Origin of the sequence: Tenacibaculum sp. SZ-18, from assembly GCF_002813915.1 — a bacterium.
In the GTDB taxonomy this organism is placed as follows: domain Bacteria; phylum Bacteroidota; class Bacteroidia; order Flavobacteriales; family Flavobacteriaceae; genus Polaribacter.
In genome coordinates, this window is sequence record NZ_CP019335.1 from 1,218,876 (window position 1) to 1,233,783 (window position 14,908).

Sequence of the window (14,908 nt, forward strand, 5' to 3'; positions counted from 1 at the left end):
TCAAATATATTAAAATCAATAATTACTAAATAAGTATATGATTGAATAAAGAATTCTATAAATTTTAAGTTAATACTAGGTTAATGGAAACAATGATTTCTGTAAATTGGAAAACTCCAATTATTTTTGAACGATGTCGAAAAAAATTATTCTTCTTATTGTAGCATCCGTCATCGGATTATTGGCATTATCATATATTCAAGCCAGACTAATAAAAAACACCTATTCTTTAAGAAAGGAGGCTTTTACAGACAAGGCGAGTAGTCAGGTAAGTAAAATTGGTAGTTATGGTTCTCCTATAGATTCTATTTTTGATGCAATTTCAGATACATTTGTTAAGGATCTTGATAAGTATAATTTAGGAAAAGTTACAAGTGAACAATTGTTAATTCGTTTAAAAACAATATCAGATTCCTTAAATCCAAAATTTATTAAAGAATATGAGAAAGAAGTCAATTTTGATAAATTGGGGTACAATTTAAAATATCATCGTCAGCTTAAAAATTTAGTAATGTTAGATAGTTTAAAAACTGATACGATATTCGAAAGGAAAAAGAAAGAGAAAGGATTGAAATTAATTGGTTACGATTTTCAGAGTAATTCCGATTTACATCTAGGAACTTCAACATGGGAAACTAACAGAACATTTGAGGAGGTGAATAATGGGAAATCTGAAAAAGTAAATTATCATATAATTTTCGAAACTTCAAACTACATGAATATTAATGATTGGGAGAAAATCGTTTTAATGGAAATGAGAAGTCTACTAATTTTCTCATTTTGTATTTTCTTATTTGTCATTGGATTGTTTTATTATTCTATCAAAAACTTAATAACACAAAAGAATATAGCTGATATTAAAACAGATTTTGTGAATAATATTACACATGAATTAAAAACACCTTTATCAACATTATCTTTAGCTACAAAAATTCTGAAACAACAGGAAGGAATGTCAGCAGATACAGAAAACACTATTCGAACCATAGATAGACAAAATGTAAGATTGCAAAACTTAATTGATCAAGTTTTAAATAATAGCATTGGCTATCAAGATTTGGTATTGAATAAAAAGCAAACAAATAGTGCTGAATTTTTAAACGGAATTTTAAACGATTTTGATATTACCCACGAAGAGAATATTAGATTAAATAGAAAATTATCAAATACATCAAGCTTTCTAAATATTGATGAGTTTTATGCCGCAACAGCTATTGTTAATATTCTTGAGAATGCAGTGAAGTATGGAGCATCAAAAATTCTTGTATCTGAAAATATAGATACTAATAAGTGGATTTTAGTTATTGAAGATGACGGTATTGGAATCGATAAAAAAAATCTAAAATTATTATTTAATAAGTTTTTTCGTGCAGAAAATCAAAATGTTCATAATGTGAAAGGATTAGGTCTTGGTTTATATTATACGCATCAAGTCATAATGGCTCATAAGGGAACTATTAAAGTAGAAAGTGAAAAAGGAATTGGAACTAAATTTACAATTGAATTACCTTTAAAGAATTAAAAGTCATGGAAAAGTATCAGATTTTACTAGCAGAAGATGATCCGGATTTTGGTAATTTATTACAGCAATATCTGCAAATGTCGGGTTATACAGTTACTTGGGTAAAAGATGGAGTAGAAGCTTTAGAGTTATTTACTCGCTCAACATTCGATGTTTGTGTTTTAGATGTTATGATGCCTAAAAAAGATGGATTTACATTGGCGGAAGATATTATAAACATAAGCCCAGAAGTACCTTTTGTTTTTCTAACCGCAAGAAAGTTGAAAGAAGATAAAATTAAAGGATTAAAACTTGGTGCTGATGATTATATCGTAAAACCGTTTGATGCTGATGAACTAGTTCTAAGATTAAAAAATATAATTAAAAGATCTACAAATTCGGTAAAGTCAATTATCAAAGAAGAAAGTATAGAAATAGGAGCTTATACTTTTAATCAAAGGAGATTAGAACTTTTATATAAAGAAGAAAATCAGCAATTAACAGAAAAGGAAGCCAACTTGATCAAATTCTTGGTTGAACACAAAAATCAAATGCTAAAAAGAGAAGAGATACTAAAAGAAGTTTGGGGAAATGAAGATTATTTTTCTGGTAGAAGTATGGATGTTTTTATAAGTAGACTTCGTAAATACTTTAAAAAGGATTCTAATATTTCCATTGAAAGTTCAAGAGGAATAGGATTAGAATTTAAGATTAAAAAATAACGAATGTTAATAGCCTTTCGTTAACAGTTAATACAGGGTTAACAAGCTGCAAAAGCTATATTTAAATAAATGTTCGAAGTAATTTTGAGGTATAAATTTAAAAAATCTATATCATGAAATTAATTAAAACAACATTCGTATTTTTCTTTATTACATTAACTGCATGCGCGCAAACTCCAGGTATTCCAACGCCACCAACACCCCCAAATACTATTGGTTCTTCACACACAGAAGTTGTAACCTCATCTTCTTCATCTTCATCTTCTTCACGAAATAGTAGTTCAACGAGTGTTTCTGATGAAAATACAAGTTATAAGTTTCGAGCGAAATTTCATTCTTCTAAAAGAAAAGGAATTGAAAATATACTTACAGAGGCTTTAGATGGAATTCAGTTGAGAAAAAGAAATAGAAAATTAGAGTGGGAAATTTTGCAAGGAGGCGATGTTCTATTTGAATGTACATTAAATAAAAACAGGCTTTCAATTTTTGTAGATAAAGAATTGTCTACAGGGAAATTCAATCGTAGAATTAAAAGATTAGGAGAGGATATACAGGAATATATATCTTCACATAAAAGATACAATTTTGCTAGTAGAGGAGGAATTTCAGTTTCACGTGCAGAGGAAAGATTAGAAAGAGCTAAAAGAGAACTTGAAAACTCTATAAAAAACTTAGAAGAAGTCAAAAGAGATAATGAAAAATAGGATAAATATGAAAATCTGAATATTTATCATTTCATCAATTTATATTTTTCTAGAAAATTCATCATGTTTTACATATGGTTTGTATGAACATTGTAAGTTAATAGAGAAAAAGGATACAATCAATTATGATATTTTACTCAAGATGGAATTAAGAGTAAAGAAAGCTTCTTCGTTTTTATTCATGGATCAAATTCAAAACCGTTTTATGAGATCTTCGATAAAAACGGTAAAAAGTATAGAAGAAGGACTTTTTCATTTAATTTTTTTAGTATTTCATTGAAGCGTACTTTTGTAATTGCATCAAAAAAAGCAATGGATTTCTTCTTTGAAAAAAATGAATTAAACCTTTAAAGTTAACACTGAACTAGATCATAGTTTTAATGAAAAATCGAAAGAAGAAAATGTCATAAGATGATGTAATGAGGTTGTTACTAAGTTTACGAATTGGATACACTCAAATATAACTCATATTTGAAGTAATTAGGTTAATTAGCTTAAAATGAAATAAGTAAAAGACAGTGATAGGCGTAAATCATTGTCTTTTAACTGTTTAAAAATTGAGTTTTTCTTGAATAATACATAAAAAAACCTTGATGAAAATAATTTTTTTTATGATTTTCGTAAAAAAAACATCATTTTGTAACTGATTTCATAATAAATAAATGAATTATATTTACTATTTTTGCACAGCAAAAGAAATCAATCAATATTATGGCAAGATTTGAATTAAAACTTCCTAAAATGGGTGAGAGCGTTGCAGAAGCAACAATTACTTCTTGGATTAAAGAAGTAGGAGATATGGTGGAAATGGATGATACCGTTGTGGAAGTAGCTACTGATAAAGTAGATAGTGAAGTACCTAGTGAAGTTGAAGGAAAACTTGTTGAGATTTTATTCGAGAAAGATGATGTAGTACAAGTTGGTCAGACTATTGCAATAATTGAAACTGAAGGAGAAGAAGGAGAAGCGGTAGTCCAAGAAACTATGAAAGAGGTTGTCAGCGAAACTCCTACTACAGCTAAAGAGATAGAGGAATCTATAGCTGAAGTGAAGGAGTCAGTAGGATCTTTAGATACCTCGGGTAGCGATCGTTTTTACTCTCCATTGGTAAAGAGTATAGCAAAAACTGAAGGGATTTCAGTAGTTGAACTTGAAAATATTAAAGGTACTGGTAAAGAGGGAAGAGTAACAAAAAGTGATATTTTAGGTTATCTTGAAAATAGAGGAGCCCAATCAACACCAGAAGCAAAGTCTGTACCAGTGCAGACGAATATTGCTAAACCTAAGCAAGAAGTTTCTACACCTGTTTCAATTTCTGGAAACGATGAAATTATTGAAATGAGTAGAATGGGTAAATTGATTTCAAAGCACATGGTTGCCTCAGTTCAGACTTCGGCTCATGTTCAATCTTTTATCGAAATTGATGTTACCAATGTTGTAAACTGGAGAAATAAGGTTAAAAAGGCATTCCAACAAAGAGAAGGGGATAAGTTAACATTTACTCCAATCTTTATGCAAGCTGTCGCACAAACTATTAAAAAGCATCCATTAATTAACATTTCAGTTGATGGTGATAATATCATTAAAAGAGGAAATATCAATTTAGGAATGGCTGCAGCACTGCCTGATGGAAATTTAATTGTACCAGTAATAAAAAATGCTGATCAATTAAGTCTTGTAGGAATGACAAAGCAGGTGAATGATTTAGCTCAAAGATCTAGAGCTAATAAATTAAAACCCGATGAAATTCAAGGCGGAACATATACAGTAACAAATGTTGGTAGTTTTGGTAGTATTACAGGAACTCCAATTATCAATCAACCTCAAGTTGCTATTTTAGCGCTTGGAGCGATTGTTAAGAAACCAGCTGTAATTGAAACTCCAGAGGGAGATTTAATTGGAATTCGTCATAAAATGATTGTATCTCATTCTTATGATCATAGAGTTGTGAATGGTGCTTTAGGAGGAATGTTTATAAAAACGTTTAAAGACATTATTGAAGCTTGGGATGTGAATCAAGACTTCTAAGATTAAATATAAAATTATATTAAAGGCTCAAGGTTTACTTGAGCCTTTTCTTTTATATCTTTATATACCAAAATAAAAAACAAATTATAATGAAAAAATTAGCAGTTATAGGGTTATTGTTGGGTTCAACAATAAGTTTTGGACAAGAAAAAGTTAAGTTACGTCTTAATTTGAATAAAGGAGAGAAGTATCAAACTCACATGAAAATAAATCAAGTCACAGAACCAACGATAATGGAAATGGAAATGAAAATGGAGATGTTAGTTGAAGCGAAGAAATCTATTAACTATGAAGTTAAGAACAACTTTACATATTTATCTGCTTTAAATAAGCATGGAGCAATTAAAATTAACTACAATTCTAACATGAAAGAAGAAGAGTTAACGCCACAAGATAAAAAGTTTGCAGATAAGATGAAACCGATTTTAGAAACTTCAATCTATTTAAATATGGATAGGTTAGGTAAAAGTGAGTTAATAAAATTAGTGCCAGACGTTCCAGAAGTTACTCAATTAAAGGATCAAATAAGTTCAGTTACTTATCCTGAAGATGCTGTAGGTATAGGTTCTACTTGGGTAAATGTTCAAAAGTCAAATGGTGCTGATATGGAATTAACATATAAGGTTACTAAGATTGAGAAGGATTTTGTTTTTGCAGATATAACAGGAAAATCTAGTGTTTTAACTGGCGCTATAATTACAGGAAAGTTAAAGATAGATAGAAAATCAGGTTTACCGAGTACTATGACAATGAATATTGATGTTAGTATGATGGGGGTAAATATGAAAACAAAATCTGATATTAGCATAAAGAAGATTTAACGTTATACGGAAAGCATAAATTAAGGAAAAACTTAGTATGAAGCTAGGTCTTTTTTATTCATATACTTCTTTTAAAGCATGTCCCAACTCTGTATATTCATAATCATGTTTTTTTTGTTTTTGCTGATGAAACTCGACTACCTTCTAAAACAATTAGAGCTAATTCACCTAAAACTGTTTTTAAGATGATACCAGGAATATTAATTGGTGTAAGTATTTTCTTGAGTGCCTTCCCTAAAGCTTTGGTAAAAGTTGAATTGCTTTGATGATCTGAGGCTATACCATTATAGATTCCAATAAACGTATCATTTTCTGTAGCTTTAACATATAAATTGCATAAATCTTCGATGTTAATACAAGGAACATATTGTTTTCCATTTTCTAGTACTGATAAAAATAGAGGTGTATTCATTTTTTGTAAAGCTCCACCGTCTTTACTTAGTGCAACTCCAGTACTTAAAATAGTAATAGGAATATCCAAATTCTAAAAATATTTCAGCTGTTAGACTTGATAATGATGGTAAACAAAGGTTTTATGAATATAATTTCAAAAACGGAAAAGACACATAGTTAATTAAAGATTTCGTAGTTGTGTACCCGATGTGGTACAACAAAAACATATTAATTTCCTCTGTTATTGTAAATGATAGTCTACAATTATGTATTAATGATTTAAAAAAGAAAACAAACACAATAATCGCTAAAAATGTAGGTCGATCTTTTCATACAATTCCGAATTCTTCTTTAGTTAGTTTTATGAAAAAATTGAAGAAAACTGGGACGTTATTTTCTTCGACTCATTCACTCATTAATACAACACGTTAACTCATTCTAGATTTTAAATTTTTTCATTACTCTGTATGTTTGAATCAAATCAACATTAAAAATTAAATTATGAAAAGTAAATTTACTCTAGAAATTAACAAACCATGCTCTGAAAAATTCAGCGGTTTTAAAAAAGCTGAACTTGATGGATTTTGCGGTTCTTATCAAAAAGAAGTTGTAGCTTTTACAGGTTGGAGTTTTCATGATATTATTAATTACTTCAATAATAATAGCAACCAAAAAACGTGTGGTCGATTCAATGATTATCAGTTGGGAACTTACGCCAAACCAACTAAAATTAAACGCCTTAGTATCTTTAAACATATTGGCATAGCATGATCCTTATTTTCTTTAAATACTGCTAATGCACAAAAAAGCTGTCCAAAAGTTGAAACATTACAATTAAAGCATAACAAATTTAAAAAGAAAAATACTGAACATAGATTCACCGTTTCAGGGATTGTTTCCGATGAATCAGGACCTTTATCAGGTGTTTCTGTACAATTAGAAAATCAATCTTATGAACTGAATCTGGCTTTGATGGAAAATTTGTTTTCTCACAAAAACTAAAAAAAGGAGATATACTCATCTTTAGTTTTGTTGGAATGGATACTCAAAACATTAAAATTGAAAATGACACATCTATTTCAAATATTGAACTAAAGGTAAATATTGAAATGGCATGATTATTATTTTTAGGAGAAGTTATTGTTAAAAAGCCTTTTAAATCTAAAAGAAATTCAAAAAATGAAAAATAAATTAATCTTAGTAGTTTTTCTAATAACATTTAAAGTTGGAGCTCAGGTTTCAGATCTTAAACATATTAGTTTTAAAAAAGTTAATAAAAACGTCAGATTCCACAAAGGAGAAAGCCTTAAAAACATTTTAACTTTAACTCATAAATTAACAGACGAACTTCAAACAAAAGTTGAAAAATTTCACGTAATTTATCTTTGGATATGTAAAAATATAGATTACGATTATGAAACTTATAGACGTATCAACCTAAAAAGAGAAACCTATAAATATAATTCAGAAAAATTCATCAAATGGAATATCGATTATAGAAAAACTATATTTAAACAATTACTAGAAAGCAAAAAAACTGTTTTTACTGAATATGCTTATTTGTTACAAAAAATGGATTTTATAGCTGGAATTGAGTGTATGTTGATTAATAGATATGGAAGAAACTCTTCAATTATTATTGACGAAATTAATTATCCGAATCATACATAAAATGCAGTTAAGCTAGAGAATAAATGGTATTTATGTTATCAAACTTAGTCAAGTTGATTTTTAAATGAAGAATCTGAATTCATTCATCTATATAACGATGGATATTTTTTTAACTAAACCCAAACTATATGATACAAGATAATTATGGACATACGAAATTCATATGTCTTTTTATGCTTTTTATTAGTAGTCATACCTACTCATCTTATAAAAATGGTCTATTCAAGAACTATACAGCAATAGATGGTTTATCTAGTTCGGAAGTGTATGATATTACCCAAGATAATTTAGGGTATATTTGGTTTGCCACAGATAGAGGTTTAACCCGTTTTGATGGTAAAAACTTTAAACGTTACACAATTTCTGAAGGATTACCTGATAATACCATTCTTAATTTTTACGAGCAACCAGATGGAACAATATGGTGTTCAACGATGAACCACAAAATTTTCTACTTCAAGAATGAAAAGGATGGTTTTAATCTTTACAAATACAATGAAATTTTATCTAAAAATATTTCCAATAATAGGGTTATTAATAATCTAGTGATAACTGAAGAAAAGGAGCTCCTACTCACGTTTAATAATTTAGATCTATTCTTAGAAATTGATAGGAAAGGTAATGTTCTCAACAGACCAGTCAGACAAGTAAGTGAAAATAAACTAGTCAACATAAAGATTCTTCAAGATAAAGCTGGTGTCGTTTTTGTGGATAGACATGATGTTTTTAATACTAAAGGGGCGCTAACAATAGAGGATTTATTAACAGGAATAGCCGGTCCAAGCTTTAATGGAATAGTGAACTACAATAAAACTAACAATATACGATGTGTCTATATTAGAAACTGGTATTTCATAATTTATCCAAATAATGATGTTGAAAAAAGAGAAGTTCCTTTTTACAAGGAAAAAGTAGCCATCAAAGCAGGTAAAATTGAGGATGATTTATTATGGATTGGATATCAGTATGGAGGAGCTATAATAATGGATTTAAATGGGGATATAAAACAACATTTTCTTAAGGATAAATCTGTTACAAAAGTTTTTAAAGATCACGAAGGAGGTGTTTGGGTAAGTACCTTAAATTCAGGAGTTTTTTATTGTAAAGAACCTTTAATAGATTATCACTCTTGTTCTAGTTTTCCTACGGAATTAGCAAAAGATAATGATGACAATTTAGTTGTTGCTTTTCATAACGGTGAGGTCAAAACTAAAGAAAATGAAGAAGGTGATTTTGAGATTTTATACAACTCAAATAATATGTTTCCTGTATTCATAGGTCATGATAAAAGTGTTAATCAATTATATATAGAAGAGTTGAATTCTCCTAAGATTAACAATAGTAGAATGAAAATTAATAATGATCAGGTTTATGGTATTTCTGATGATGAGATTTTTACAGATAGCTTCGGGAAAAGTTATGTTAAAATTTACAAGAATGATACTAAAAAAGAGATAAAAGTACCTGAACGAATTTATGACATTTCAAAAAAGGAAAATTATATATTAATTGGAACACAGAATGGTCTTTATCAATATAATAATTCGAAATTAAAATCATTAAAAGGTGAGTCAGATTTATTCAGGCATCGTATTTCAGATATAGATATTAAAAATGACAAAGCATATATCGCCACGATGGGAAGAGGTATCGTTATAAAACAAGAAGATACTATTTTAAATATTAATAAAAAAGAAGGGTTACTAAGTGATATTTGTACCGAGATTTACGTAGAAGATCCTTATACATTTTGGGTGGGAACCAATAGAGGAATTAATCGTATAACATTATATAAGAATAACACATTTGATATAGATTCAATATCTTCTAAAGAGGGGCTTGTATGTAGTGAAATTCTAGATATTGAAATTATTGATAAGCAAGTTTGGATCGCTTCAAGAGAAGGGTTATTTAGTTTTCCTAAAAATATATTTGATAGAATAAGGAAAAAGTATAGGAAATGGCTACATATAGACAAGATAGTCACTAACCAAAAACATTATTCGGTTAAAGATATTATTGAAATAGAACCTTTCAAAAAAAATAGTAAAATACACTTTAAAGCGATATCGTTTAAAAGTGAAGGGAATAATGAATACCGTTATAAACTAAAATCAAATGAACCTTGGTATTATACTAAGAGTGAATCTATAGATTTATCACATTTAGCCTTTGGAAAATATCAACTTATTTTGCAAGTTAAAAGTACAAATGGAAAATGGTTAGAATCAATAGAAAAGTCGATTATTGTATATCCTCCATTTTGGAAGACATCTTGGTTTTTCCTCCTTATTGCTTCGTGTGTAGGAGTTTTAATTTATATCTTTTTTAAATTTCAAGTATTAGTATTTAGAAATTATCAGTTAAAAATAATATATAAGGCACTTTTAAATAGACTACGATCAAAAGAACAGCATCTTTACGTCAATATCAAAAGTAATGGAAAAATAGTTAAACTTTTCTCAAATAAAATTGGTTATTTTAAGTCGTCTAGAAATTACATAGAGATTTTTACTCAGGATAAAAAGTATTTAGTAAGAAAAAAACTAGATGATTTTTATAAAGATTTACCAGATTCAATTGAATTTACTAAAGTACATCGTTCTTATTATGTTAGAATGGATAAAATATCTGAGATAAAAGGAAATAAGGAAGTATATATTTTTAATAATGCGATCCCAGTTAGTAAAACTTATGCAGATAACTTGAAGCGGATTTCAGCTTAAAGTATATGTAATCTTAATTTTCTTGATATCTTTTTTTGTCCCAAATGCATTCATTTCATCCCAATAACTCTATTAAAATCGTGATTGATTAGTTATTTCATGTATCATATTAAATGATTTCGTCACAAATTAAGAGTACAAATTTAAAGTTGCTTTTTCACATTATATATTAGCTGTAACTAAAATCTCATTCGCGAAGAGTAGATATATATCTTCTTTATCTATAAAACAAGAAGAAAAATAATTTAAAACTTTAAAAATGAAAAACGTATTAAATTTAGGTAAGAAATTATCAAGTAAAGAACAAAAAAATGTTAAAGGAGGAATAGGATTGAGTGATTCAACTGTAGTAGAGCGATGTAAATCAGCTTGTGAGTTTGATCCAATCGATGTAGCTCAATGTAAAAAAGATTGTGAAGGTTTAGGATCAGGAGTATCTTTATTCTAAAAAGATAAATAGATCAATTTAAAACTGTCTAAAGTTTACTTTAGACAGTTTTTTTTATTATAAATATCTTCGAAAGCACTTTTAAGTGTTTTAAATTTAAAATTATATTCTTCTTCAGTTTTTACTGTTGAAATTCGACTACCTTCTAAAACAATTACTGCTAATTCACCTAATACTGTTTTTAAGATGAAACCAGGAACATTAATTGGTGTAACTATTTTCTTGAGTGCCTTGCCTAAAGCTTTGGTAAAGGTTGAATTGGTTTGATGATCTGGGGCAATACCATTATAGATTCCAATAAACGTATCATCTTCTGTAGCCTTAACATATAAATTACATAAATCTTCAATGTGAATCCAAGGAACATATTGTTTTCCATGTCCTAGTGCTGATAATAATAGAGGTGTATTCATTTTTTGTAAAGCTCCACCGTCTTTACTCAGTACAACTCCAGTTCTTAAAATAGTAACAGGAATATCCAAATCTTGAAACTGTTGGGCAGCATTTTCCCACTTAATACATATTTCAGAAATAAAGTCAGAGGCAGGTTTATCTTCTTCCGTAAAAATATTTTCTGTAGTAATAGCTCCATAAAATCCAATTCCAGAAGAACTAATAAAACGTTTTAAAGGCACTTTTAATTCTGTTACTTTTGAAAATAAGAGGTTAGCTGATTCTACTCTACTATCAATTAATTCCTTTTTTCTAGTTTTAGTCCATTTTTTATCGGCAATGCCTGCACCTGCCAAATGTATTATATAATCGAGATTTTCGAAGACTTTTTCATCAATGTAATTGTTCTTAATATCCCATTTAAAATGATTTTCCTTTCTTGGGTTTCTCGTTAAAATTTGTACCTCATGATTCTTTTGAATTAGTTTATTTTCAAGAACTTCTCCAATTAATCCGGTTCCTCCTGTAATTAAGATTTTTGCCATATTATAAAAATAAAAAAACCGTGATGAATTTTCATCACGATTTTCTAATTATTTATAGTAAATTAAACTTATTTCACGTCTTTTAAAGTATTCGTGATTAAAGTTTTTAATTGGTTCTTATGAGCTTTTGTCATAACATCTCCAGTTGCGTTTCCAACCCAAGTTTTAATTCTTTTTAAGTTGTATAAAGCCATTGCTTTTGAAGCATTGGTAAATCGATTTTTGTTTTTTCCATCGATCATGTTTAAAAGCATTTTGGTGTAGTCAGTTTGAAGGTTTTGACGGAAAGAATTTACAGAAGCATAAATATCATTTTTGAAAATAGCATTGTTTAAATCAGTCATAAATTCTGATAACTTGTATTTATTTCCGTATAATTCAGAATCAGAGATTCTTTGCAACGTATTCGGGTGTAAAATATGACGTAATACTCTTCTTTGATATCCTAACACTTGTGCATGAATTTTCGGATCTTCTGGTCCACTAAAGAAGTTATATCCTCTTCTTTGTCTTGCTAGATAGTTGTATAAATCTTGTGGTGCTTTAAAGGCATTTGGTGCGAAAATATATGTTTTTAAAGCATTCATAGCTCTCTTTTGATCAGCATAACTAACAGGAGTGTAGGGTTTTGTAGCTCCTTCTTGTCCGTGCATTGCTCTATCTACGTAAACTCCACCAATAAATCTCGAAATTACATCAGCGGCACGAGCTGTTTGTCCATTTAATATATAATAAGCGTTGCGCAATTCTTCATATGATTCTCCATTTGATGTCATGCTCGACTTCAATTTTTTCATCATATTGTTTACGATTTTAAATCGATCAACTGAATAACCAATCTGGTCATTCGATAAATCACCAGTCATAACTCTTGGATCAATTGCTTTTCCTGGAGAACGCATATCGTCAGCATCATTACCAAAGATTAATTCTGGTTTTGTCGATTGTGCTAAAAGAGCATCCATTTCAGTTTTATTATTAAATGGAGTATAACCAAACTGAATAGCCCAAATATCATATGGTCCAACCGCCATATCGTAATACTGACCTTGCTTAGTTCTGTCAAGTGTTAGGTTAATTCCGGCATAATCCATAACAGAACCAGTTAAACATTTTCCTTCAATTAATTTAGCATCTGCTAATTCGGCAGGACTAAATAATTGACTGGCTTTCATATTATGATTTAATCCTAGAGTATGTCCAACTTCATGCATTATTAACGATTTCATCGCTTCTTTTTTCATTCCTTCCATCTCCATATCAGTTGCTCCAGTTGCAGCTAGCACAGTTTGTCCAAACAAAGTATTTTCATGCATTAAATGTCCAGCAGAGCAAAACATATGGTTATCTTTATTTAAGAAAGCATATTCAATTGTTTCTTCTTTGTTTTCGAAGCTTGAAACACTATTTATAATTTTATCCAATTGTACCCTATTGGTAAAATGTACAAATTCAAGCATAATGTCAGCTCCTAAAATTTCTCCAGTTCTTGGGTTTACAAAACTTGGTCCGTATCCACCAAAAGGAGGATTTGGAGAAGAAGTCCAACGTAAAACATTGTAACGAACGTCGCCTGCATCCCAATTTGCATTATCTGGCTGTACTTTTACAATCATAGCATTTTTAAACCCTGCTTTCTCAAAAGCTTCATTCCAAGCTAAAACTCCTTCTGTAATGGTTTGTCTCCATTCTAAAGGTGTAGAATTTTCAATCCACCAAGTAATTGGAGTCACAGGTTCTGAAACTGCTGACGAAGGGTCTTTTTTAACTAATCTCCAACGGTGAACTAAATCTCTATAATTAATAGTTTCTGTACTTGTCATATCATTAACTTCTGTTGTAAAGAAACCAACACGAGGATCATCAAAACGAACTTCGTATCCATCTTCTGGCATGTTCATGAACGTATGGAAAACTTTTATAGACACGTATCTTCCATCTTTAATTGCTCTAGAACCTCTATTTAAAACAGTTGGATTATTATAAACATATTCTGTTTTAATATTGGTGTTTTCAGGATAGTTTTTAATACTATTAATCTTCGATTTGTTTTTATCAAAACGACCTAATTTAAATGAGAAAGGAGATCTACCAGGAAAACTTGGTTGTTTTACTCTAGTTAATGCTTCAGATAAAAATAATCCGTTAGCATTGATTAAGTATTCTCCTTTTTCTTCATCTGTTGCTAAAATCTTAGAGCTTTCAATTAATGCATCACTCGTATTTGCAACTGATGATCGAGAAATAGCATTGTTTTTATCAAAGTAGAATGAAGTATTCGGGGCTACGAACTCAATTTTATTAAAATGTTTTTTAATGTGGAAAACAGTAGAGCCTCTGTAAGAACCTCTAAATGCGTTTGCTTCAGTTACACCATCTGCGATTTGAGAGAAGTAAATGAAATCTTTATTTAATTGATCTTTTTTAACTAATAATTTTACATCACCAGTAATGGAGTCTTGATAAACTGTAAAAAGTCCTTCAATCTTATTACTCTTTTTAGTTAAATCAGCAATAGTCTTTTTTGGTTTTTTCTTTTTTTTGGGTATTTCAGTTTTTGCCTTAGAATCTTTTTCTTTTTTCTTTTTTCTTCTTTGCGCATTTACATCAGTAATACTTAACATAAAAAGCGCCAAGAATGCGGTTAAGACCAATCTTGGTCGTTTAGTGAACATGTTAAAATGGTTTTAAAATTTTTTAATAATATGTGAAGTTATTATTATTTCATTAAGAAGAATGTTAACGATTTAATAAATAAATTTATTCTTCTAGTGTATAAAAAGAGATAGAAATTTATTTCATTTATTATTGTTGGAGATAATTGGGATAATAGATCCTTATTTTAGCTAATAGTTTATTTATAAATGCTTTATAATATTCTGCTCTAGAAATACTAACATCAATATTTAAGTCAAGACTAGTTTATTACCTTATGAAAGGTTTCATGTATTTCATT

12 protein-coding genes are annotated in these 14,908 nt (G+C 29.1%); 9 read left to right on the forward strand and 3 right to left on the reverse strand.

The window, feature by feature from the left end; translation table 11 throughout:
* Positions 1 to 133: 133 nt before the first annotated feature.
* The 5 genes from BTO06_RS05575 to BTO06_RS05600 all read left to right on the forward strand — a co-directional run bounded on the left by BTO06_RS05575 (position 134) and on the right by BTO06_RS05600 (position 5,776).
* Positions 134 to 1,522: a sensor histidine kinase gene (locus BTO06_RS05575; protein WP_100924352.1), complete on the forward strand. Its 1,389-nt coding sequence runs from the start codon at positions 134 to 136 to the stop codon at positions 1,520 to 1,522.
* Positions 1,523 to 1,527: 5 nt separating this feature from the next.
* Positions 1,528 to 2,223: a response regulator transcription factor gene (locus BTO06_RS05580; protein WP_100924353.1), complete on the forward strand. Its 696-nt coding sequence runs from the start codon at positions 1,528 to 1,530 to the stop codon at positions 2,221 to 2,223.
* Positions 2,224 to 2,336: 113 nt separating this feature from the next.
* Positions 2,337 to 2,927 (forward strand): hypothetical protein, encoded by a 591-nt coding sequence (locus BTO06_RS05585; RefSeq protein ID WP_100924354.1) that lies wholly within the window; start codon positions 2,337 to 2,339, stop codon positions 2,925 to 2,927.
* A gap of 711 nt (positions 2,928 to 3,638) precedes the next feature.
* Entirely contained in the window at positions 3,639 to 4,955 is a 1,317-nt protein-coding gene (locus BTO06_RS05595; RefSeq protein ID WP_100924356.1) for a dihydrolipoamide acetyltransferase family protein, read from the forward strand.
* Positions 4,956 to 5,044: 89 nt separating this feature from the next.
* Complete coding sequence (locus BTO06_RS05600; RefSeq protein ID WP_100924357.1) at positions 5,045 to 5,776, forward strand: hypothetical protein; 732 nt, start codon at positions 5,045 to 5,047, stop codon at positions 5,774 to 5,776.
* Positions 5,777 to 5,879: 103 nt separating this feature from the next.
* Here BTO06_RS05600 and BTO06_RS05605 read toward each other — a convergent pair whose 3' ends face one another.
* Positions 5,880 to 6,257 (reverse strand): DUF1731 domain-containing protein, encoded by a 378-nt coding sequence (locus BTO06_RS05605; RefSeq protein WP_100924358.1) that lies wholly within the window; start codon positions 6,255 to 6,257, stop codon positions 5,880 to 5,882.
* Between the two features lie 413 nt (positions 6,258 to 6,670).
* On the opposite strand from BTO06_RS05605, the gene BTO06_RS05615 reads away from it, so the two are divergent.
* From BTO06_RS05615 to BTO06_RS05630, 4 genes are all read left to right on the forward strand, one after another.
* Complete coding sequence (locus BTO06_RS05615; protein WP_100924360.1) at positions 6,671 to 6,940, forward strand: hypothetical protein; 270 nt, start codon at positions 6,671 to 6,673, stop codon at positions 6,938 to 6,940.
* Between the two features lie 408 nt (positions 6,941 to 7,348).
* A complete protein-coding gene (locus BTO06_RS05620; RefSeq protein ID WP_100924361.1) occupies positions 7,349 to 7,840 on the forward strand; it encodes a hypothetical protein in 492 nt (163 codons plus the stop codon).
* A gap of 128 nt (positions 7,841 to 7,968) precedes the next feature.
* On the forward strand, positions 7,969 to 10,566 hold the full coding sequence (locus BTO06_RS05625; RefSeq protein ID WP_100924362.1) for a ligand-binding sensor domain-containing protein: 2,598 nt from the start codon (positions 7,969 to 7,971) through the stop codon (positions 10,564 to 10,566).
* Positions 10,567 to 10,825: 259 nt separating this feature from the next.
* Positions 10,826 to 11,014, forward strand: a complete 189-nt coding sequence (locus tag BTO06_RS05630) for a hypothetical protein (RefSeq protein WP_100924363.1) — start codon at positions 10,826 to 10,828, stop codon at positions 11,012 to 11,014.
* A 35-nt stretch (positions 11,015 to 11,049) separates the two neighbouring features.
* Here the strand turns inward: BTO06_RS05630 and BTO06_RS05635 are convergent, their stop codons facing one another.
* Together BTO06_RS05635 and BTO06_RS05640 are read right to left on the reverse strand one after the other, a co-directional pair.
* Positions 11,050 to 11,952 carry a TIGR01777 family oxidoreductase gene (locus tag BTO06_RS05635; RefSeq protein ID WP_100924364.1) on the reverse strand — a complete coding sequence of 301 codons (903 nt, stop codon included), beginning with the start codon at positions 11,950 to 11,952 and terminating at the stop codon, positions 11,050 to 11,052.
* Between the two features lie 68 nt (positions 11,953 to 12,020).
* Complete coding sequence (locus tag BTO06_RS05640; protein WP_100924365.1) at positions 12,021 to 14,627, reverse strand: zinc-dependent metalloprotease; 2,607 nt, start codon at positions 14,625 to 14,627, stop codon at positions 12,021 to 12,023.
* Positions 14,628 to 14,908 lie beyond the last annotated feature (281 nt).